Here is a 20,899-nt window from a genome sequence, read left to right as displayed (position 1 = left end):
GCGCGGAAACGCTTTGCGTGCGAACCGAGGGGCGCGGGCGCCTTTCGAGGAGACCTCGCCGCCGAACTCGGCGCCGGGGAATTCGCAAGGCGTGACCGCGAGGTGTCGCGGGGGACTTCCGCCTCGGTGAAACTTTAGACGGTGTTGCCGAGCCGACACTTTCGCGGGACGCGCGCCTTGGTATAACGATGCTCGGCCGTTGGGCCGAGCAGGGCAATAGAGGGCTCTTGATATGAAACTCAAACTCCTGGCGGGAGCCGCCCTGGCCGCGGTGTTCGCCGCGTCGGGCGCTTCGGCCCAAGAGACCGGCTGGTACGGCGCGGTCGACCTCGGCTACCACTGGCCGACGGGCATCAACAGCGAGTCGGACGCCAACGCTCCGGATGGCGCTCACTATCACTGGACCTGGAAGTCGGAGAGCGACTGGGCCGGTTTCGTGCGTCTGGGCTACCAGTTCACCCCGAACTGGCGCGCTGAACTCGAAGGCGGCTACCGTCCGGGCGACCTGGAAGGCGTCCGCGGCAACCCCGTCCGTCAGCAGCCGATCGCGCTCTGCACCCCGGGCGTGACCCGCACGGCCACGACCCCGAACTGCGGTTCGCCGGAAGGCTCGATCGAGTCGTGGTCGCTGATGTTCAACGTCCTGTACGACTTCGCGCCGGACGCCAAGATCAACCCGTTCGTCGGCGCCGGCCTCGGCGTCAACCGCCTGGACGTCAAGACCCTGGGTCAGTTCAGCGGCGTGCGCGCCCCGTTCACGACGGCCAACCCGGCCATCCAGAACCTGACCGTCGACGACGACGACATCGCCATCGCCTGGCAGGGCATCGCCGGCCTGGCCTGGAAGGCGACCGACAAGCTGAAGCTCGACGTCACCTACCGTTACTTCGCCACCGACGACCACAGCTGGAAGTCGACCGGTTCGCACTCGCTGCAACCCGGCACCTTCGAAGGCCAGTACAAGGACCAGTCGCTGACGGTCGGCCTGCGGTACTCGTTCGCGGCTCCGCCGCCGCCGCCGCCGCCGCCGCCGCCGCCGCCGCCTCCTCCGCCTCCGCCCCCGCCGCCTCCCCCGCCTCCGCCGCCTCCGCCGGCTCCGGCGCCGTTCGAGGCCAAGGAATTCATCGTCTACTTCCCGTTCGATCAGTACGTGCTGACGCCGGAAGCCCAGTCGGTGGTTTCGGAAGCGGCCAAGTACGCCAACGACGGCAAGGCCACCCGCATCGTGGTCGTCGGTCACACCGACACCTCGGGCTCGCCGAAGTACAACGTCCGCCTGTCGGAACGTCGTGCGAAGGCCGTGGCTGACGCCCTGGTCGGCCTGGGCGTCGCCCAGCAGACCCTGGCGGTCGACTGGAAGGGCGAAACCGCCCCGGCCGTCGCCACCGGCGACGGCGTGAAGGAACCGCTGAACCGTCGTTCGACCATCTCGATCAACTTCTAAGATCGAGGTCGGACGGAAGTCTCAGGCTTCCCGACGAATGCGAAGGCCCCGGAGAAAACTCCGGGGCCTTTTGCTTTGGATCCTCTCCCGCTTGCGGGGGAGGGGGCCACGAAGTGGTGGAGGGGGCGGGACTGGGCTCGGCGCTCCGTCCCTCGCCCCCTCCGTCACGCTGCGTATCCGCAGCGCGCTACCTCCCCCGCTAAAGCGAGGGAGGAGCGGGGCCGGTCTCGTGCATATCTCGGCATGCTGCCGGTATATGTATGGAGCTCGTCCCTCTCCCAACCGCCCCAAATATCCCCGCTCTTTTTTGCTCCGAACCCTTCCGAAGAATCCGGAATCGACGGGTGGCCGAGCCTTCCGGTCGCGGAGCTTCGTTAACGCTGGTGCGGCGCAGTGACGCGGCGAAAAATTCTCATGTGGGCAACCCCTTGATCCGCACGGAGAACCTTCAGGCGTTCACAGCTTGTTAACGAAAAACTCGCTTCGCGAGCGCATCCACCCGTTGACGAAGAGGCTGGGTCTGTGGCCCCATATATGGGCTCTGGGGGCGCAACGCCCTACTATATCTAGCGGCTTGGTGGGAAGCGGACGGCTTCTCGCAAGCGCATGGTAAATGGACGGGTTCTGCTCATGACCGCTGGTGAAGCGACCAAGATTCAACCTGCCGCGCGCCCTGCGTCGGCCTTCAAGGAACGTCCGGCGCTGGCGCTGGTGCGCAAGGTCCAGGTGGACCGTTCGCGCGACGCGCTCCTGACCGATTTCGGCAAGACCACGCTGGAAGACCGCTATCTGCTGCCGGGCGAGTCCTACCAGGACATGTTCGCGCGGGTGTCGACGGCCTTCGCCGACGACGCCGACCACGCCCAGCGTGTCTATGACTACATGAGCCGCCTGTGGTTCATGCCGGCCACCCCGGTGCTCAGCAACGGCGGCGCCGATCGCGGCCTGCCGATCAGCTGCTTCCTCAACGCCGTCAACGACAGCCTCGACGGCATCCTGGGCGTCTGGAACGAGAACGTCTGGCTGGCGGCCAACGGCGGCGGCATCGGCACCTACTGGGGCGGCGTCCGCTCGATCGGCGAGAAGGTCAAGGGCCAGGGCCAGACCTCGGGCATCATCCCCTTCATCCGCGTGATGGACAGCCTGACGCTGGCCATTTCGCAGGGCTCGCTGCGCCGTGGTTCGGCGGCCGTCTATCTCGACATCCACCACCCGGAAATCGAAGAGTTCCTCGAGATCCGCAAGGCCTCGGGCGACTTCAACCGCAAGTCCCTGAACCTGCACCACGGCATCTCGATCTCTGACGAGTTCATGCACGCCGTGCGCGACGGCCAGAAGTTCGGCCTGCGCTCGCCCAAGACCAACGAAGTCCTGCGTGAGGTCGACGCCCGCGGCCTGTGGCAGAAGATCCTCGAGCTGCGCCTGCAGACCGGCGAGCCCTATCTGATCTTCTCCGACAGCGTGAACCGCGCCATGCCGTCGTTCCAGCGCGAGCTGGGCCTGAAGGTGCGCCAGTCGAACCTGTGCAGCGAGATCATGCTGCACACCGGCACCGACCACCTGGGCCAGGAACGCACCGCGGTGTGCTGCCTGTCGTCGGTGAACGCCGAGACCTTCCTGGAGTGGCGCGACCACCCGACCTTCATCGAGGACGTCATGCGCTTCCTCGACAACGTCCTGCAGGACTTCATCGATCGCGCCCCGGACGCGGCCTCGACCGCCGCCTACGCCGCCATGCGCGAGCGTTCGGTGGGCCTGGGCCTGATGGGCTTCCACTCGTTCCTGCAAAGCCAGAACGTTCCGTTCGAGAGCGCCCTGGCCAAGAGCTGGAACATGCGGATGTTCAAGCACCTGCGCCGCGAGGCCGACAAGGCCAGCCTGGCGCTGGGCGAGGAAAAGGGTCCGTGCCCGGACGCCGCCGATCGCGGCTCCAAGGAGCGCTTCTCGCACAAGCTGGCCATCGCCCCGACCGCCTCGATCTCGATCATCTGCGGCGGCACCTCGGCCGGCATCGAGCCGATCCCGGCCAACATCTACACCCACAAGACCCTGTCGGGCTCGTTTGCGGTGAAGAACCCCTATCTGGAGAAGCTGCTCGAGGAGAAGGGCCAGAACACCGACGTGGTCTGGGGCTCGATCCTGGAGAACGAAGGCTCGGTCCAGCACCTGGAGTTCCTGAGCCAGGACGAGAAGGACGTCTACAAGACCGCCTTCGAACTGGACCAGCGCTGGGTGGTCGAACTGGCCGCCGACCGCACGCCGGAAATCTGCCAGAGCCAGTCGGTCAACGTCTTCCTGCCGGGCGACGTCGACAAGTGGGACCTGCACATGCTGCACTGGATGGCCTGGGAACGCGGCGTCAAAAGCCTCTATTACCTGCGCTCCAAGTCGGTTCAGCGCGCGGCCTACGCCGGCGCCGACGGCAAGGAGGAGGCGGTCACCGGCGGCTTCGACGCCCCGGGCAAGACCGACTATGAGGAATGCCTCGCCTGCCAGTAAGGCGGTAGCGCGCGGCAGCGAAGGCGCTGGCGGTTTCGCCGCCCGCCCGCTCCGCTCCAGCGACGATTAACCACAGCGGCGCGACACATCGCGCCGCTGTTTTTCTGTGCGGAACAATTACCGTCACAAGCTGTTCACCGAACGCCGGCGTTTTCCCGGTGGACGTATCCGATCAGGCGGATACGGTGGGCAGGATTGGGATTGGGGAATCCGCAATGCGTATCGTTTGCGTGACGATCGCGACGTGCTGCGGCGCCAGTTTGGCGCTGTCCGCGGCATCGTCGGAAGCTGCTGTCCGGAAGGGCAAGCGCAAGGCGACGGCCAGGCCGGCCGCCGCGGCGCCGACTCTTACGCCTACCTTGCAGAAGCTGGATCTGACGCGTCGCGAGCCCTCGCAGGCCGCCGCGCCGTCGGTCGCGGCCTTCGCCGCCCGTCCGGTCGACTCCCGGGCCACCGAGGCCGAGGGCGAGCCGTTCGCGGTCTCGCCGGCGGGTCTCTATGGCGACGCCAACCTGCTGGACGCCGATCGCTACTACGACGCGCGCGGGCCGGTCAGCTGGCGCTCGGGCAGCTATGTGGTCGGCGACAACGGCCACAGCGTCGATTCCGTGCGCGTGTCGGTCGCCAGCTCCTCGCGGCTGGCCCAGAGCGCGCCGTTGACCCTCGTGCGTCCGGGCACGGCCAATTTCGACGCCGACAGTGTCGACGTCAGCGTCTCGCGCGGCTGGCCGGCGGCGGTCAAGTTCGGCGCCGGCAAGCTGGCGGTCGACTTCACGCCGCACGCGGGCCTGGGCTTCGGCGGGGCCGGCGGTTCGGCCGAGGCCGGCGGCATGGTCCGCATCGGCAAGAGCGTCGAGGACCGGGTGATCAGCGGCCTTGGCGTGCGTGATGGCCGCCAGACCTTCGGCGACCGCGGGCGCTGGTACCTGTTCGCCGGCGCCAGCGGCCAGCTGGTCGGCATGAACCTGCTGCGCGGCCAGGATGGCGACTGGACCCGGGCCGGCGTCACCTCCGACACCGGCAGCCGCCTGGTCGGCGACGCCCAGGCGGGCGTGGGCTGGCGTCGCGGGCCGATGCAGGCCTCGGTCGGTTACATCCGCCGCGAGATCAAGTCCAAGGACCAGATCATGGGCATGGCGACCCAGGAAGACTCGGTCGTGGCCCTGTCGTTCAGCCTGAAACCGCATTGGTGACCGGCGTTTGATTTGCGCTGCGGCCTCGCGGCGCTTGAGTTTCCGGCCGCGATCATGCAGCTAGCGTCGATCCGTCCGCAAAATCGTCGAGCGTCATGAGCGAGAGCGAGCCCCCGCGCCGCAAGATCCTGAGCCTGAAGAGCGGCGTCGCCGCGCCTGGCGGCCCGCCGCCGCTGGAGCGGCTGCAGAAGGCCGTCAAGGTGGTGACCCCCGAGCCGGCCCCGCCGCCGCCTCCGGCCGTCGGCGACTGGAAGTGCAAGCCCTGCGGCACCCGCTTTGACCCGCCGGCCGAACTGGAGGATGGCGACCACGTGCGCTGCCCCTCGTGCAACGCCCGCCTTGGCCTGGCCTCGGACTTCCGCGCCGACCCGCCGAACGTCGCCAAGCTGCGCGCCCGTCACCTGAAGAAGGCCGGCTGAGGCAGGTTTCGCGTCCGTGTCCGATGGACGCGACGCGAAAGATCGAAACACCCAAAGTCGTCATCCCGGAAAGCGCGCAGTGCTTATCCGCGACCCAGGCGATCGGGCGCTGCGCCTGGGTCCCGGCGCTCCCGCCCGTTTGCGGGCGTACGGCCGGGACTACGATCTCAGGAAGCTGAAGGGGCGCTGGACTCTCTTTCGCGTCCCGGCCAGCTCTGGCGCTGGGCCAGCACCCGGGCCACCTCGGCCATGTTCTCGGTTCCCCACAGGCACAGCGGCTCCAGCGCCTGGGTCAGGCTCAGCCCCAGCGGGGTCAAGCTGTAATCGACCCTGGGCGGCACCTCCTTGTAGTCGGTGCGCACGACCAGGTCGTCGCCCTCCAGCTCCTTGAGTTGCTGGATCAGCACCTTGTCGCTGACCCCGCGCACGGCCCGGCGCAGTTCGCCATAGCGGGTGGGTCCTTGCAGCAGGAAATAGAGGATCAGCGGCTTCCACTTGCCGGAGATCACGCGAAGCGTGGCGTCCAGCCCGCAGCTGAAGCCGGTCGCGCAGAGGGGGGCGTCGCTCATGTGCTCGGGACCTGAACTTTCTTGGCACTTACCAAAAGGTGCATACTTGTTGAAAGGTATGTAGGTCGCCAACTCCCTTGCCGCCACAGCAAAGGAGGCAAGACATGAGCAGACTTCAAGGCAAGACCGCCGTGATCACCGGCGGCGCAACCGGTATCGGCCTGGGCGCGGCCAAGCGCTTCGTCGAGGAAGGCGCGTTCGTCTACATCTTCGGACGCCGGCAGGAAGCGCTGGACGCGGCCCTGACGGAACTGGGCCCCAACGCCCGCGCCGTGCGCGGCTCGGTGACCGACCTGGCCGATCTGGACCGCCTGTACGAGACGGTGAAAGCCGAGCGCGGCGGGCTCGACATCCTGCTGGCCAACGCCGGCACGGGATCGTTCGCGCCGCTCGGCGAGATCACGGTCGAGCATTACGACCAGATCTTCGACCTCAATGTGAAGGGCCTGGTGTTCACCGTGCAGAAGGCCCTGCCGCTGATGGGGCAGGGCGCCTCGATCATCCTGACCGGGTCGAGCACCGGGGTGATGGGCACCCCGGCCTTCAGCATCTACAGCGCCACCAAGGCCGCGGTGCGCAACCTGGCGCGCAGCTGGGCGCTGGACCTGCGCGGCACGGGCGTGCGCGTCAACGTGATGTCGCCCGGCCCGATCACCACCGAGCTGGCCCAGGAGGTTCTGGGCGAGGAGGGCGTCGCCGCCATGGGCGCCTCGACCGTGATGGGACGCATGGGCGATCCGGCCGAGACCGGCGCGGTGGCCGCGTTCCTGGCCTCGTCGGACTCCAGCTTCATGACCGGCGGCGAGGTGTTCGTCGACGGCGGCCTGGCCCAGGTCTGAGCCGGGCTAGCGCGGGGGCGGCGGGGGCCGGTCGCTCCCGCCGTCGGGGCCCGCGTCGCCGGGCGGCGGAGGCGCGCCGGGACCGCCCGGGACTCCCTCCGGCAGGAAGGCGGCGATGCGATGGTTCGACAGGGTGAAGCGCACTGTCTGGCCGACCGCGACGCCGCCCAGCATGCCCGGCCTGGCCGTGGCGAAGGGCATGGCGCCGGCCGGCCAGTTCAGGGCCTCGTTGGCCTGGTAGGCGATGGTCACCCGCTCGGCCGCGGGATCGACGGCCCGCACGACGCCGACGATCACCACCTTGTCGAGATCGGCCTGCTTGCTCCCGCCCGGGCCTCCACCGGGACCGCCAGCGCCGCCGGGAGGCGGGCCGCCGCCGCCAGGGCCTCGACCGCCGCCGGGCGGCTGGGCGTGGGCGCTCGTGGCGAGCAGGGCGACGGCGAGGGCGGGGAGGATGAACTTGCGCATGACCGGATTGAGCGTGGCTGGGACCCGCCCTGCCTAGCGGCCCAGTGCTGCGCGATGACTGCGCTTGGTTTCCGGCCTGAAACGACGGCGGTCTCAGGCGTCGGCGGCTGGATCCAGGCTGCTGGCGCCCGGCTCGGACTTGGGCCGATTGTTCGCCCGCTTGAACAGGCCTCGCCAGCCGGTCGGCTCCAGGGCCGGGCTGGTCCAGACCTTGTCCTCCATCGCCAGGGTCTCGGCCGCGTCGTAGATCTTCCGCATGGTCGGCGTCTCGAAGCGCAGCATGTTGATGCCGTCGAAGTCGCCGGGGATCGAGGCCACGCTGAGCGGCAGGTTGTGGCGGGTGCAGAAGCCCTCGGCCAGGCTCAGGGCCTGGCGGTAGGAAAAGCGCAGCATGGTCTCGAAGCTGCGGCCCATGATCGAGGCCACCCCGGGCGGGGTCGAGCGCGGCGAGGGATCCAGCACCGTGTTGACGATGACATAGACCCGGCCCCGGCGCAGGCGCTGGCCCAGGTTGCGCCAGTGCAGCAGGGCGTCGGGCATCAGGAAGAGCGGCGCGGCCACCCCGCCGTCGACATGCATTTCCTGGTGACGCCGGCCGTCGGCCTCGACCTCGATCATCTTGGGCGGGAACAGGCCCGGCACGGTGGCCGAGGCCACCAGCACCTCGCGGAACAGCTTCACCGCCTGCGGGCCGCCATGGCTGGCGATGGCCCCCATGTCCCAGATCGAGGCCCGCTGGTTGTCGAGATTGGTGGTGGCGATCAGCAGCCGCCGGCCCTTGGCGTGCTCGACCGCCACGGCGTCGATCATCGCCTCGTCGACGAAGGGCTCGACCAGGGCGTCCAGGCTCTCGCCCTTGAAGATGCTGGGGCCGAGCGCCGGCGCAAGGCGACGCAGGCTGAGCAGTTCGGCGGCGTGACCGCCCAGATAGGCCTCGGTCAGGCGGTCGTCCCAGGCCGAGCCCAGGAAGGCCAGCGGCGCGATCAGGGCGCCGGTCGAGACGCCGGTGACGATGGCGAAGTCGGGCCGTCGGCCGGCCTTGGTCAGGCCCGTCAGCACGCCCGCGCCATAGGCGCCGCCGGCCGCGCCGCCGGAAAGGGCCAGGATGTTGAACTCGTCGACGCCGATCAGCGAGCGCACCGGCGCCAGGCGGTCGGCGGCGGCCTTCAGGGCGTCCTCGGCCTGTTCGATCGACAGCCGCACGCCGGGGAAGTCGACCGCCTCCACATGGTGGGCGTCGGCGGGCGGGGCGGGCAGGCGCTTGCCGCGCAGCGGGTCTGGGCCCTTCCAGTCGCGGAAGAAGCCCTGGATGGTGATCTTGTTGTCGGCCCCGCGGTCCCCTCCGCGCTCCATGGGCTTAGGCCCGGGCGCCGGCCAGGACGACCCCGACCAGCACGGCCGCGTAGTGCAGGCCGGCGCCGCCGATCACGTGGCCGTGCCAGATGGCGCGGCGGAACTTCAGGCGGCGCATCAGGTAGAAGACCGTGCCGGTGGAATAGACCAGGCCGCCGATGGCCAGCAGCAGCAGCGCCACCCACGACAGGCCCTCGATCATCGGCTTGATGGCGACCAGCACCAGCCAGCCCATGGCCATGTAGAGGCCGACCCAGAAGCGCTTGTCGAGGCCGGGCAGGAACAGCTTGGCCGCCACGCCCAGGGCCGCGACGCTCCAGACGGCGGTGGTCATGCCGATCGCCCACCAGCCCTCGAGGTTCTGGGTGGTGAAGGGCGTGTAGGAGGCGGCGATCATGATGAAGATGCCGGCGTGGTCGAAGCGGCGCAGCAGCGGCTGCCAGCGCGCCTTGGAGAAGTTGTAGGCGGTCGACAGCGACAGCATGGTCACCAGGCCGATGGTGTAGACCCCGATGGCGGCCATCTGGCCCAGCGAGCCCAGGCCGAAGGCCAGGCCCAGCAGGATGCCGCCGCCCAGCAGGGCGCAGGCCAGGCCGGCCAGGTGCACGATCAGGTCGGCCATCTTGGCGCCCGTCGTCGGGTAGTGCTTGGTGAAGTCTGAGATCGTCATGGCCCGCCCAGCCTACTCAAAATCGGTGACGTATAAACGTCGATCATCATGGCGCCGAAAGGGCGGCGCGCAAGCGTGACCAATCGTCATGCCAGTCCGAAGAAGCCGTCCCAGGCCAGCTTGGTTCCGACCAGGATCAGAAGCACGTAGATCACCTTGTAGAACCCCTCGGCCGGCACCTTGCGCACCAGCAGCACGCCGGCCCAGGTCGAGGCGATCGCCACCGGAAGCAGCACGGCCACGGTGGCCAGCACCTGCGGCGTGAACTGGCCCAGGGCGATATAGGCCGGCAGCTTCATCCAGTTGACCACGGCGAAGAAGATGGCGCTGGTGCCGACGAAGACGTCGCGCGGCAGGCGGCGCGGCAGCACGTAGATCTGGAACGGCGGGCCGCCGGCGTGGGCGATCTGGCTGGTGAAGCCCGAGGCCATGCCGCACAGCACGCCCAGCCACGGCCGCGCCGGGCCGGTCTCGATGGCGGCCGCGGCCTTGACCGCCCGCTCGGCCCACAGCCGCTGGGCGGCGAACAGGATGGAAACGAGGCCTACGGCCAATTCCACCGCCGCCGACGAGACCAGCGCCGCCAGCGCCCAGCCGAGAAAGATCCCGAACGCCGCCGGCGGGGTCATCAGGATCAGCAGGCCCTTTTCCCAGGTCTTGCGATAGGCCCAGACCCCGACGACGTCCTGCACGATCAGCAGCGGCAGCAGGATCGCCGCGGCCTTCACCGGCCCGACCGCCAGGGCCATCAAGGGCGTGGCCACCACCCCGATCCCCGCGAAGCCGCCCTTGGCCAGGCCCACCAGGATCACGGCGGGAATGGCGACGGCGTAGAAGAAGGGGTCGGTGAGCATGGCGGGGCTTTAGCACCCCCTCAGTCGCTACGCGACAGCTCCCCCAGAGGAAGAGCATCTGGGCGAGGCGGGCGCCCTCACACCAGCGGCGGATTGACCTGCCTGAAGCCGCCTTCGCGCCAGTAGGGGTAGTAGGGATAGGCCGGGGTGACCGCGCTGGCGGCGTCGAGCGCGGCGACCTGCTCGGGCGTCAGGCGCCAGCCCACGGCGCCGAGGTTCTGGCGCAGCTGTTCTTCCGTGCGGGCGCCGATGATCACGCTGGAGACGGTGGGGCGGGCCAGCAGCCAGTTGATGGCGATCTGCGGCACGGTCTTGCCGGTCTCGGCGGCGATCGCGTCCAGGGCGTCGACGATGCGGTAGAGGCGCTCGTCGTCGACCGGCGGGCCGGCGTCGGCGGTCTGGTGCAGGCGGCTGGTTTCCGGCAGCGGCTGGCCGCGGCGGATCTTGCCCGTAAGCCGGCCCCAGCCCAGCGGGCTCCAGACCATGGCCCCGACGCCCTGGTCGGCGGCCAGGGGCATCAGCTCCCACTCGTAGTCGCGGCCGGCCAGCGAGTAATAGGCCTGGTGGGCGACATAGCGCGGCCAGCCGTGATGATCGGCGGCGGCCAGCGACTTCATCAGCTCCCAGCCGGCGAAGTTGGAGGCGCCGACATAGAGCACCTTGCCGGCGCGCACTAGGTCGTCGAGGGCGGCCAGGGTCTCCTCCACCGGCGTCGTACCGTCGAAGGCGTGCAGTTGCAGCAAGTCGATGCGGTCGGTCTTCAACCGCTTCAGCGCCGCCTCGACCCCGCGCACCAGCCGCAGGCGCGAGGCGCCGGCGTCCAGCGGGCCATCGCCCATCGGCAGGCCAAGCTTGGTGGAGATCAGCGCTTCGTCGCGGCGGCCGGCGAGCGCCTCGCCGAGGATCTCTTCCGAGGCGCCGTTCGAATAGACGTCGGCGGTGTCGAACAGGGTGACGCCGGCTTCCAGGCAGATGTCGATCAGCCGCCGGGCTTCCTCGACCCTGGTGTCGCCCCAGGCGCTGAACAGCGGGCCTTGGCCGCCGAACGTGCCGGCGCCGAAGCTCAATGCGGGAACCTTGAGGCCGGACCGGCCGAGGCTGCGGTATTCCATGGCGTGTCTCCTCAAGGGGAGGGGGAGAGGGCTTGGTCGCTTGGCAGGATGGGCCGGGACGACCCCGGGCATCTTGCCGCTTTGGATCGTCCGGAAGGGGGAGCCGCGGCGCCCCCTTCCGGTGTCGGTCAGGCCGTCGCCAGGCGGGTCTTGCGCTCAAGGCCGAGGCTCACTCCCGCCAGGACCAGGGCGCCCAGGGGCACCAGGGCCGCGATCGGGGCGATGGCCGAGAGGCCAAGGCCGTGGGCGATCACCGCGCCGCCCAGGGCCGCGCCGATGGCGTTGCCGAGGTTGAAGGCGGCGATATTCAGGCTGGAGGCCAGGCCCTGGCCCGCGCCGCCGGCCTGGCTCAGCACCCGCATCTGAAGCGGGGCGACCGTGGCGAAGGCGGCCGCGCCCAGCAGGAAGGCGGCCAGCACCGCGCCGACCTTGTCGTGGAAGGCCCAGCCGGCGGCCAGCATGATCACCGTCAGGATGGCGATGCTGCCGGCCAGGGCGGTGTTCAGCGCCTTGTCGGCCCAGCGGCCGCCCACGAGGTTGCCGGCCACCAGGCCTGCGCCGAACACCAGCAGGATCGGCGAGACGGCGGCCTTCGAGAAGCCGGCCAGCTCGGTCAGGATCGGCTGGATGTAGGTGAAGACGGCGAACACCCCGCCAAAGCCCAGCACGGTCATGGCCAGGCCCAGCTGCACCTGCGGACGGGCGAGGACCGCGAACTCTTCCTTGAGGGCGGCGGGGGCGGCGGCCTTCTCGCCCTTGGGCACCAGCAGGGCCAGCACGACCAGGGCGACGGCGCCGATGGCGGCCACGGCCCAGAAGGTCGAGCGCCAGCCGAAGGCCAGGCCCAGCCACGCGCCGAACGGCACGCCCAGCAGGGTGGCCAGGGTTAGGCCGGTGAACATGATGGCGATCGCCGAGGCCTTGCGCTCGGGCGGAACCAGGGAGACGGCGACCAGCGAGCCGACACCGAAGAAGGTGCCGTGGGCCAGGGCGGTGATGATCCGCGCGCCCATCAGCACGCCGAAGGTGGGGGCGAGGGCCGCGACCAGGTTGCCCAGGGTGAAGATGGCCATCAGGGCCAGCAGGGTGGTCTTGGCCGGCAGGCGGCGCGTGGCCAGGGTCAGGATCGGCGCGCCGACGAAGACGCCCAGCGCATAGCCGGTCATCAGCCAGCCGGCCGTGGGGATCGAGACGCCGAGATCGGCGGAGACCTGCATCAGCAGGCCCATGATGACGAATTCCGTGACGCCGATCCCGAAGGCGCCGACGGTCAGGGCATAGAGGGCGAGGGGCATGGCTGCCGGCTCCGATGATTGTTCGAGCCGTCAGATAGCGCTGGTGTCTTCGATGAATTAGATTGCCGGAAAGACTATCACTTGTGACGCGAAGGCACGATGGCGCGGCAGGAAATTAATCGCACGGCCGAGATGGAGGTCTTCGCCCGGGTTGTCGAGCAGGGCGGCTTCTCGGCCGCCGCGCGCTCGCTTCGCATGACCCCGTCGGCGGTCAGCAAGCTGGTGGCCCGGCTGGAGGCGCGGCTGGGCGCGCGGCTGGTCAACCGCTCGACCCGCAAGCTGATCCTCACCGCCGAGGGCCAGACCTTCCACGAGCGGTCGCTGCGGGTGCTGGCCGACCTCGACGAGGCCGAGCGCGCCGTGGCCGCCAGCGCCGCCCCGCGCGGCCGGGTGCGGGTCAATTCCAGTGTGCCCTTCGGCCAGCACTACCTGCTGCCGCTGGCCCCCCGGTTCCTTGCCGAGCATCCCGAGATCCAGCTCGACATCACCGTCACCGACCAGGTGATCGACCTGATGGACGAGCGCGCGGACGTGGCCATCCGGGTTGGGCCGATGCGGGCCTCGCAACTGATGGCCCGCAAGATTGCGCAGAGCCGCATGGTGCTGGTCGCCTCGCCCGGCTACCTGGCGCGGGCTGGAACGCCGGACCATCCCGACGACCTGCCGAGCCATGAGCTGGTGACCTTCAACTTCGCCCGCCACTGCGACTCGTGGGGCTTCCAGATCGACGGCGAAGTCGCCTTTCGTCCGGTCCACGGCCGGGCCGAGGTCGGCGATGGCGAAAGCGCCCGCGTCCTGGCCCTGGCCGGCCAGGGGATCGCCCGGCTGTCGGTGATCCATGTCGGTCCCGACATCGCCGCCGGCCGCCTGGTCCCGGTGCTGGAGGCCTTCAACCCCGGCGACATCGAGCAGATCCACGCCGTCTATGTCGGCCACGGCGGCCAGCTGCCCGCGCGGGTGCGGGTGTTCATCGACTGGCTGGCGGCCGAGGTGAAAATCGGCCGAACCGAACCGGCGGCCCTGGCGCAGTTTAAGTCCCCTCTCTCTATGAGAGAGGGGCTTTAAGCCCTACCCCGCCGCCTTGCCGTAGGCGCTGAGGGCGGCGGCCATCTGTGGCGCAGCTTCGGCCATCGGCGCGGCGGGCGCTTCCGGCGCGGCGGCGCCGGCCAGGCGGGCCTGGGCCTCGGGCGAGAGGGTGACGGTGTCGCGCGGGGCGGACGTGGTCGGCTGGGCGGCGTCGAGGTCCGATTGCAGGCGGGCGCGGTAGTCGCCGACGGTGGCCGGTCCCCGCGCGCCGGGAACGCCCACCTGCAACGAGGCGACGATGGTCTGGTCGGTTTCCGAAAGGCCGTCGAAGGCCTTCAGCGCCTGGGCCTGCGGCGCGGGCGGGGCGGCGTCCGATCCAGCCCAGGCGGCCTTGGTGAAGGTGTTCAACGCCGACTGCACGGTCTTGGCGAACGGGGAGTCGTTCAGCGCCGGCGCGAGGCTGGCGCGCTCGGCGTGGCCGGCCCCGGCCCAGCGATTGGACAGGGCGTGGTAGGCGGAGAGCTTCTGGTCCAGCCCGGCCGCGCCGGCGGTGTCGTTCAGCGCCGCCGCCGCGCCGGCCGCGCCGCCGGGATAGGCGACGGCGGACGCGCCGCTCGCGGCTTCGGTCGAGTAGGGCTGGGCGATCTTCATCTCGCCGCCAGCCTTCGCGCGGGCGCGATGAAGAGGGTGTGAACGCTGACGCTTGGGCTGCGTGGCATGCTGTCGCAGCGTCTGCTCCTCGCCCTTCGACGAGCTCAGGGTGAGGACCAGTTCGAAGGCCGGGTCAGTAGAAAGCCTCATCCTGAGCTTGTCGAAGGACGAGGCTTTCGTTTCAGGCCCCGACCAGCACCTCGGCCACCTGCACGGCGTTCAGCGCCGCGCCCTTGCGCAGGTTGTCGCCGACCACGAAGAGGGCCAGGCCGTGCTCGACCGTCGGGTCGGGACGCACGCGGCCGACGAACACCGGGTCCTGGCCGGTGGCGGCGAGCGGGTTGGGCACGTCGTCGATCACCACGCCCGGCGCCTTGGCCAGCAGGGCCAGCGCCTCTTCCACCGAGATCGGGCGGTCGAACTCGGCGTTGATTGACAGGGCGTGGCCCGAGAACACGGGCACCCGCACGCAGGTGCCGCTGACCGGCAGCTGCGGCAGGCCCAGGATCTTGCGGCTCTCGTCGCGCAGCTTCAGCTCCTCCTCGGTGTAGCCGTCCTCCCCCAGCACGTAGTTCAGCGGCACGACGTTGTAGGCCAGCGGCACGGCCCACTTCTTGGGCTGCGGCAGCGGGGCGGCGTCGGGGCTCATGGCCAGGCCGTCGAGATCGCCGCCAGCGCCGGCGCGCAGCTGCTCGGCCAGCACCTGGATGCCTTCGACCCCGCCGCCCGAGGCGGCCTGGTAGGTGCTGACCGTCAGGCGCTTGAGGCCGGCGTGGTCGTGCAGGGGCTTGAGCACCGGCATGGCGGCCATGGTGGTGCAGTTGGGGTTGGCGACGATGCCCTTGGGGTTGTTGTCCAAGGCCTCGGGGTTCACTTCGGCCACCACCAGCGGAACCTCGGGGTCGCTGCGCCAGGCCGACGAGTTGTCGATGACGATCGCGCCGGCCGCCGCGGCCTTGGGGGCCAGCTCGCGCGACGTGCCGCCGCCGGCCGAGAAGAACACGATGTCGAGGCCGGCGAAGTCGGCGACAGCGGCGTCTTCCACCGTCACCTGGCCGTCCTTCCACGGCAGGGCCTGGCCGGCCGAGCGGGCCGAGGCGAAGACCCGCAAGGCGCTTAGCGGAAAGTCCCGCTCGGCCAGCAGCTTCAGCATCATGCCGCCGACCAAGCCGGTGGCGCCGACGACGCCGACGGCGGGCGGGTTGGAACGGGAAAACTTGCGGCTCATGGGTAGCGTCTCCTGGTTGGCGGAGCGCGGGGAGCCTTGAGGTCTCGTGGTCAAGAGAGCCGCCCCGCGCAGTGCGGGGCTGGTCTGAGGATGCTCGCTTTAGATCGCGCGCATACCCGCCGCCCCGCCGTAGCGGGTCGTTTTGCGGGTAATAATTTTGGTCGCGGCCAATTGCATCGAGCGGGGCTAATAGCGGCGAAGCTGGTCGCCGTAAAGTCGGCTCAGCGGGGAGGACCAAGCAGCGCGACCAGCACGAAGAGGGCGAAGACCGTCACGTTGATGTAGAGCGTGGTCGTTCGCGCCTTGCGACCCGCCGGCGTGAAGACATCGTCCGGGAGGCGCAGGGCGAAGGGGGGCAGGCGCTTGTCGGGCCTGATCTGGGACATGACGAACAGCCGCAGCCCTATGTTCACGGGACCCAGGCCACGAAGATGGCCCCGAGCGCAAAGCCGGCGATCTGCGACAGGCTCATCCGCTGGCTCCCTTGCTCTCCCAGCCGTCGACGAATGGGAAGCGCCTTTCCCAGAACTCGGCCAGCCGCGGGTCGGCGTCCACCCGTCGCACCACCTGCGCCATCTTCGGCGCGCGCTCGTAGAAGCGCACGCGGCGCGAGCCCCAGCGGCTGACCACGGCGACATAGAGATCGAGGACGGAAAGCTCGTCGCCCAGGATGTAGGTCCGCGGCTCGACCTGGGCGTCCATCATCGCCCAACAGTCGGCGATGCGGTCGGCGGTGGCGGCCTTGACCCTGCCTTGCGCCTCGGGGTCGGGCCCGGCCAGGCGCGAGGGCTCGTCGCGCACCCAGAACAGCGAGTAGATCGAGGCCGGGATGAAGGTCATCCAGCGCAGGAACTGGCCCCGGCGCGGATCGCCGATCGTCGGCGCCAGCCCGGCTTGCGGATGGTTATCGGCCAGCCAGATCAGGATCGCCGCGCTCTCGGTGATCGTCTCGCCTTGTGGGGTGACAAGCGCCGGGATCTGCTTCATCGGATTGACGGGGGCGACCTTGGCCTGCTGCGCCTGGCCCTCCCAGGTGGGCGCCTCGACCACCTTGTAGGGCTGCCCCAATAGGGTCAAAGTCGCTTCGACGGGGACCGATCCGGAGCCGAGCGCGCCATAGATGGTGTAATCGCTGTTCATCTTTGGTTACCCATTCTGCCCACAACATGTTGTGCCATGGGGCAATTTGACCACTAGATGGGGCGTGTCGCCCTGGGGTACGAAGAGACTACCCGCCCGACCGATTCGTGTCCGACCGCTCTGGAGACCGCCCATGTCCGCCTCGTTGATCACCAAGCCCGGCCTCATGATCCCCTCCGGCGGTTACAAGCCCTTCCGCTATCCGTGGGCCTACGACTTCTGGAAGAAGCAGCAGCAGGTCCACTGGATGCCCGAAGAGGTGCCGCTGGGCGAGGACCTCAAGGATTGGGCCGTCAAGCTGAACGACAAGGAGCGCAATCTGCTGACGCAGATCTTCCGCTTCTTCACCCAGTCCGACGTCGAGGTGCAGGACAACTACATGGAGCGCTACGGTCGGGTGTTCAAACCGACCGAGGTGAAGATGATGCTGGCCTCGTTCGCGAACATGGAGACGATCCATATCGCGGCCTACGCCCTGCTGCTCGAGACCATCGGCATGCCCGAGACCGAGTTCTCGGCGTTCATGGAATACGAAGCCATGAAGGACAAGCATGACTACATGCAGACCTTCGGCGTCGAGACCAACGCCGACATCTGCCGCACCCTGGCCATGTTCGGCGGCTTCACCGAAGGCCTTCAGCTGTTCGCCAGCTTCGCGATGCTGATGAACTTCCCGCGCTTCAACAAGATGAAGGGCATGGGCCAGATCGTCTCGTGGTCGATCCGCGACGAGAGCCTGCACTGCGACGGCATCATCAAGCTGTACCACGCCTTCAACAAGGAAACCGGCGCGGTGACCAAGTCGGTGGCCGACGACATCGTCGACTGCTGCAAGCACGTGGTGGGCCTGGAAGACAAGTTCATCGACCTGGCCTTCGAGGCCGGCGACGTGCAGGGCATGGTCCCCGACGACATCAAGCAATACATCCGCTTCGTGGCCGACTGGCGCCTGCGCCAGCTGGACCTGCCGGAAGTCTATGGCGTCAAGGACAACCCGCTGCCGTGGCTGCAGGCCCTGCTGTCGGGCGTCGAGCACGCCAACTTCTTCGAGGCGCGCGCCACCGAATACTCCAAGGCCGCCACCAAGGGCCAATGGCACGGCTCGGACGGCGTGTGGTCGAGCTTCGAGGCCATGCTGCAAAAGCGCACGGACGTTCCGGCCGAGCACTAAGCCAGCCGAAAGCGTCATGACGCCGAGAACGCCGCCCGCTATGCCGGGCGGCGTTTTTCATTTGGGGAGCATTCCATGCGCATCGCGGTGATCGGTCCCGGCGCGGTCGGCGGGACCCTGGCGGCGTGGCTGGCCCAGGCCTATGAGGTGACCCTGTGCGCCCGCACCGCCTTCGATCGGCTGGAGGTCGAGACGCCGGAGGGGGCGCTGGTCGCGGCGCCCACGGTGCTGACCGATCCGGCCGCCGCCGGGCCCGTCGACTGGGTGCTGGTGACCACCAAGACCTATGACGCCGCCGGCGCGGCCGCCTGGCTGGCGGTGCTGGTGGGCCCGCAGACCTGCGTGGCGGTGCTGCAGAACGGCGTAGAGCACGTCGAGCGCTTTGCTCCCTACCTGCCGGCCGACCGCATCATGCCTGCGGTGGTCGACATCCCGGCCGAGCGCGCGGCGCCGGGCGTGATCCGCCAGCGGCGGATGGGCTGGATCAAGGTCCCGGCCGGGGAGGCGGGGCAGGCCTTTGTCGCCCTCTTCGCCCACACGCCGATCGAGGTGACGACCACCGACGATTTCACGACCGTCGCCTGGAGCAAGCTGGCCCTCAACTGCGCCGGCGCGGTCAACGCCCTGACCCTGAAGCCTTCGGGGATCGCCCATCGCGACGACATCGCCGCGATCATGCGCGACCTCGTGGCTGAATGCGTCGCCGTCGGCCGGGCGCAGGGGGCGGACCTGCCCGACGACCTGCCCCAGCAGGTCGTGGCCGGCTATCGCGCCGGGCCCGCCGACGGGATCAACTCGCTGCACGCCGATCGCCTGGCCGGCCGCCCCATGGAAATCGACGCCCGCAACGGCGTCATCGTCCGCAAGGGCGCCGCCCACGGGATCGCCACGCCGGTCAACGCCATGGTCGTGGCGCTGCTGGAGGCGGCGGGAGAATAGGCGGACAAGCCTTGCCGTTCGCCCGGGTTCGCGGTGGGATGGCGGCATGAGGATCCTCGCCGCCGCCGTCGTCGCCATCCTGGCCTTGCAGCCCCTGGCCCAGGCGTCCGCCTGCACGCCGACTCTTAGATCATCGGCGCTGCCGATCGATCAGGCGTGGCCGGCGCAGTTCGGCGAGTGGTTCGCGCGGGCGGATGGCGTCTATCTCGTGAGGGTCGCGGCCGCCGGGGCTCTGGACGATGGTCCCTTGCCCATGGCGTGCGATTACGACCTTCCGCCGCCGCCGCCGGTCGAAGCCGTACGGGGAAAAGCCGAGAGGGCCGAGGCGATGGAGCTAGCGCGTCGTTACGATGCGGCGCGCAAGGCCTGCTCGCCGGGCAAGGCTCGGATCCATGTCGTCGAGGCCCTCAAGGGCGCAGCACGCGAGGACTGGGTCGAGGAGGTCGCCTTCATCCAGGTGGTGGATGGTCCGCCGTCCGAACCGATCGTGCAGGGTGCGAGCGAGCCCATCTATGCCGCAGGGGTCGGCCCTCTTCCGGTCTCGTCATGCATGCAGGGGTGGTTCGCTCGCCGGATGAGCCTGCAGTCGACCTATGTGGTTTTGACGACCGACCACGGCGAGCATCCGGGGCGTATCACCCACGTCTTCCTAGCCGATGACCCCGCGCCGTTCCTGGCCGAAGCGCGCCGGCTGGCGCGCCCCGCGCCCTGACCGTCAGTTCTTCAGGAAGCCGCCCAGGAGGTCGCCGACCGCGCCGCCCAGGCCCTCGTCGGGCAGCTTGCCGCCGGGGGTGAGCTTGTCGACCAGGCCTGGCAGGATCTCCGACAGCTTGGCCGCCGCGGTCTGCGGGTCGACGCCCAGCTTCTCGGCGAACTGGCCGACGACGCCCGAGCCGAGCACGGCCTGGATCTGTTCGGGCGAGACGGGCAGGTTCTGGCCGCTCGACACCCAAGACTGGGCGACTTCGGAAAGGCCGCCCTTCTGGAAGGCGTCGACGAGGCCGCCGACCCCGCCGGTGACGCCCAGGCTCTTGACGGTTTCGGCAAGGTCGCCCTGGCCGCCCAGCGCGCCCATCAGATTGTCCAGCAGGCTCATGTCTCGCTCCGCTCGATCGTCGCTTGGCCCGCCGCGGGCCCGCCCGACGTGGAGGGATTAAGACCCGATCCAGCGCGGTTGGCGAGTAGGCAAAGGAAAAGGCGCGGATCTTGCGATCCGCGCCCTTCGGGTGCGCAGCCTGGCGGGATCGTCCTTACGGACGGTCCTTCTTGGGCAGGGCGGCCACTTCTTCCGGCGTCAGCTTGGTGATGGCCTTGGCGCGGATCGGCATGGCGAAGCCGGTGCCGTCGGCGACGCGCAGGTCCAGGTCCAGCGGACGGCAGACGGTGTCGATGCCGCGCACGTTGGAGACCAGGAAGCTGCCCGGGGCGGTCAGCGAGTTGGTGCCCCACGACAGATCCACGCGATAGACGTCGCGGTTGCGGATCTTCATGTAGAGCGTGTTCTTGTCGGGAGCGGTCCAGCCCTGCCAGTCCGACAGCTGGAAGCACTGGCGCTCGGCCTTTTCCGTGGAGGCGGCCTTTTCGGTCGCCAGGGCCGGGCCCGCGAGAAGCGCGCCGGCCAGGCCGGCCAGGGCGATGGTTTTCAACTTGACCATTGCGTTTATCCTCACAGTCCCTCGCGCGAAAGATTGGGCCTGGAAGCCTCGCCGTCAATGGTCAAGCCGCCCCTTTTTTGTGCGTGAAAGGGGCGTTTTTAGGTCGCCCCATTCGAGGGGAGCGCTCAAGAAGAAAGGGCGGGACCGCGAGGTCCCGCCCTTCCTGTTCCGATGGCGAAGAGGATCAGGCCGAAGCCTTGGCCAGTTCCGGATCCACCTCGTCCAGCTCGCCCTCCCACTTGGCGACGACGGCGGCGGCGACGGAGTTGCCGACGACGTTGGTGGCCGAGCGGCCCATGTCGAGCAGGTGGTCGACGCCGAGGACCAGGGCGATCCAGGCCTCGGGCAGGCCGAAATAGGTCAGGGTGGCCATG

At 69.2% G+C, this 20,899-nt stretch carries 23 protein-coding genes; 9 read left to right on the top strand and 14 right to left on the bottom strand.

Annotated features, from left to right (window positions below):
* The first annotated feature begins 232 nt into the window (after positions 1-232).
* The 4 genes from SGCZBJ_RS00125 to SGCZBJ_RS00110 all read left to right on the top strand — a co-directional run bounded on the left by SGCZBJ_RS00125 (position 233) and on the right by SGCZBJ_RS00110 (position 5,555).
* Positions 233-1,444 carry an OmpA family protein gene (locus tag SGCZBJ_RS00125; RefSeq protein ID WP_101716012.1) on the top strand — a complete coding sequence of 404 codons (1,212 nt, stop codon included), beginning with the start codon at positions 233-235 and terminating at the stop codon, positions 1,442-1,444.
* Positions 1,445-2,068: 624 nt separating this feature from the next.
* Positions 2,069-3,943, top strand: coding sequence for a ribonucleoside-diphosphate reductase subunit alpha (locus tag SGCZBJ_RS00120; protein ID WP_101716118.1), 1,875 nt, complete (start codon positions 2,069-2,071; stop codon positions 3,941-3,943).
* 215 nt (positions 3,944-4,158) lie between these two features.
* Positions 4,159-5,136, top strand: a complete 978-nt coding sequence (locus tag SGCZBJ_RS00115; protein WP_101716011.1) for a lipid A-modifier LpxR family protein — start codon at positions 4,159-4,161, stop codon at positions 5,134-5,136.
* Positions 5,137-5,231: 95 nt separating this feature from the next.
* Positions 5,232-5,555: a hypothetical protein gene (locus SGCZBJ_RS00110; protein ID WP_101716010.1), complete on the top strand. Its 324-nt coding sequence runs from the start codon at positions 5,232-5,234 to the stop codon at positions 5,553-5,555.
* A 167-nt stretch (positions 5,556-5,722) separates the two neighbouring features.
* Here the strand turns inward: SGCZBJ_RS00110 and SGCZBJ_RS00105 are convergent, their stop codons facing one another.
* Positions 5,723-6,124, bottom strand: coding sequence for a winged helix-turn-helix transcriptional regulator (locus tag SGCZBJ_RS00105; protein WP_101716009.1), 402 nt, complete (start codon positions 6,122-6,124; stop codon positions 5,723-5,725).
* A 104-nt stretch (positions 6,125-6,228) separates the two neighbouring features.
* Here SGCZBJ_RS00105 and SGCZBJ_RS00100 point away from each other — a divergent pair, with 104 nt between their 5' ends.
* Positions 6,229-6,963, top strand: coding sequence for an SDR family NAD(P)-dependent oxidoreductase (locus SGCZBJ_RS00100; RefSeq protein WP_101716008.1), 735 nt, complete (start codon positions 6,229-6,231; stop codon positions 6,961-6,963).
* Positions 6,964-6,969: 6 nt separating this feature from the next.
* On the opposite strand, the gene SGCZBJ_RS25210 is transcribed toward SGCZBJ_RS00100, so the two are convergent.
* The 6 genes from SGCZBJ_RS25210 to SGCZBJ_RS00065 form a co-directional block, all read right to left on the bottom strand.
* Positions 6,970-7,431: a copper-binding protein gene (locus SGCZBJ_RS25210; RefSeq protein WP_117590359.1), complete on the bottom strand. Its 462-nt coding sequence runs from the start codon at positions 7,429-7,431 to the stop codon at positions 6,970-6,972.
* A gap of 93 nt (positions 7,432-7,524) precedes the next feature.
* Positions 7,525-8,784 carry a patatin-like phospholipase family protein gene (locus tag SGCZBJ_RS00085; RefSeq protein ID WP_101716006.1) on the bottom strand — a complete coding sequence of 420 codons (1,260 nt, stop codon included), beginning with the start codon at positions 8,782-8,784 and terminating at the stop codon, positions 7,525-7,527.
* Between the two features lie 4 nt (positions 8,785-8,788).
* Positions 8,789-9,454 (bottom strand): PAQR family membrane homeostasis protein TrhA, encoded by a 666-nt coding sequence (gene trhA, locus SGCZBJ_RS00080; RefSeq protein WP_101716005.1) that lies wholly within the window; start codon positions 9,452-9,454, stop codon positions 8,789-8,791.
* 86 nt (positions 9,455-9,540) lie between these two features.
* Positions 9,541-10,308 (bottom strand): sulfite exporter TauE/SafE family protein, encoded by a 768-nt coding sequence (locus tag SGCZBJ_RS00075; protein ID WP_101716004.1) that lies wholly within the window; start codon positions 10,306-10,308, stop codon positions 9,541-9,543.
* A 77-nt stretch (positions 10,309-10,385) separates the two neighbouring features.
* Entirely contained in the window at positions 10,386-11,420 is a 1,035-nt protein-coding gene (locus SGCZBJ_RS00070; RefSeq protein WP_101716003.1) for an aldo/keto reductase, read from the bottom strand.
* A 128-nt stretch (positions 11,421-11,548) separates the two neighbouring features.
* A complete protein-coding gene (locus SGCZBJ_RS00065; protein ID WP_101716002.1) occupies positions 11,549-12,715 on the bottom strand; it encodes an MFS transporter in 1,167 nt (388 codons plus the stop codon).
* A gap of 99 nt (positions 12,716-12,814) precedes the next feature.
* Here SGCZBJ_RS00065 and SGCZBJ_RS00060 point away from each other — a divergent pair, with 99 nt between their 5' ends.
* The gene (locus SGCZBJ_RS00060; protein ID WP_101716001.1) at positions 12,815-13,780 is read left to right on the top strand and encodes a LysR family transcriptional regulator; all 966 of its coding nucleotides are present in this window, start codon (positions 12,815-12,817) and stop codon (positions 13,778-13,780) included.
* A 3-nt stretch (positions 13,781-13,783) separates the two neighbouring features.
* Here SGCZBJ_RS00060 and SGCZBJ_RS00055 read toward each other — a convergent pair whose 3' ends face one another.
* From SGCZBJ_RS00055 to SGCZBJ_RS00035, 4 genes are all read right to left on the bottom strand, one after another.
* The gene (locus SGCZBJ_RS00055) at positions 13,784-14,542 is read right to left on the bottom strand and encodes a hypothetical protein (protein WP_133149154.1); all 759 of its coding nucleotides are present in this window, start codon (positions 14,540-14,542) and stop codon (positions 13,784-13,786) included.
* Between the two features lie 31 nt (positions 14,543-14,573).
* The gene (locus SGCZBJ_RS00050; protein ID WP_101715999.1) at positions 14,574-15,620 is read right to left on the bottom strand and encodes an aspartate-semialdehyde dehydrogenase; all 1,047 of its coding nucleotides are present in this window, start codon (positions 15,618-15,620) and stop codon (positions 14,574-14,576) included.
* A 221-nt stretch (positions 15,621-15,841) separates the two neighbouring features.
* On the bottom strand, positions 15,842-16,006 hold the full coding sequence (locus SGCZBJ_RS25475) for a hypothetical protein (RefSeq protein ID WP_165799204.1): 165 nt from the start codon (positions 16,004-16,006) through the stop codon (positions 15,842-15,844).
* An 82-nt stretch (positions 16,007-16,088) separates the two neighbouring features.
* Positions 16,089-16,760, bottom strand: coding sequence for a glutathione S-transferase family protein (locus SGCZBJ_RS00035; RefSeq protein WP_101715997.1), 672 nt, complete (start codon positions 16,758-16,760; stop codon positions 16,089-16,091).
* Between the two features lie 133 nt (positions 16,761-16,893).
* Between SGCZBJ_RS00035 and SGCZBJ_RS00030 the strand changes: the two genes are divergently transcribed.
* From SGCZBJ_RS00030 to SGCZBJ_RS00020, 3 genes are all read left to right on the top strand, one after another.
* Positions 16,894-17,931, top strand: coding sequence for a ribonucleotide-diphosphate reductase subunit beta (locus SGCZBJ_RS00030; RefSeq protein ID WP_101715996.1), 1,038 nt, complete (start codon positions 16,894-16,896; stop codon positions 17,929-17,931).
* A 75-nt stretch (positions 17,932-18,006) separates the two neighbouring features.
* Complete coding sequence (locus SGCZBJ_RS00025; protein ID WP_101715995.1) at positions 18,007-18,870, top strand: 2-dehydropantoate 2-reductase; 864 nt, start codon at positions 18,007-18,009, stop codon at positions 18,868-18,870.
* Between the two features lie 46 nt (positions 18,871-18,916).
* Positions 18,917-19,582: a hypothetical protein gene (locus SGCZBJ_RS00020; RefSeq protein WP_101715994.1), complete on the top strand. Its 666-nt coding sequence runs from the start codon at positions 18,917-18,919 to the stop codon at positions 19,580-19,582.
* 3 nt (positions 19,583-19,585) lie between these two features.
* Here SGCZBJ_RS00020 and SGCZBJ_RS00015 read toward each other — a convergent pair whose 3' ends face one another.
* The 3 genes from SGCZBJ_RS00015 to SGCZBJ_RS00005 form a co-directional block, all read right to left on the bottom strand.
* Entirely contained in the window at positions 19,586-19,966 is a 381-nt protein-coding gene (locus tag SGCZBJ_RS00015) for a YidB family protein (protein WP_101715993.1), read from the bottom strand.
* 154 nt (positions 19,967-20,120) lie between these two features.
* On the bottom strand, positions 20,121-20,525 hold the full coding sequence (locus SGCZBJ_RS00010) for a DUF6491 family protein (RefSeq protein ID WP_101715992.1): 405 nt from the start codon (positions 20,523-20,525) through the stop codon (positions 20,121-20,123).
* Between the two features lie 184 nt (positions 20,526-20,709).
* Positions 20,710-20,899 (bottom strand): cation:dicarboxylate symporter family transporter (locus SGCZBJ_RS00005; RefSeq protein ID WP_133149153.1); only part of this gene is annotated, 190 nt, incomplete at its 5' end.

Source organism: Caulobacter zeae (assembly GCF_002858925.1).
GTDB lineage: Bacteria > Pseudomonadota > Alphaproteobacteria > Caulobacterales > Caulobacteraceae > Caulobacter > Caulobacter zeae.
The sequence above is the reverse complement of the archived record's forward strand: the minus strand, read 5'-3'. Positions and strand labels throughout refer to the sequence as shown.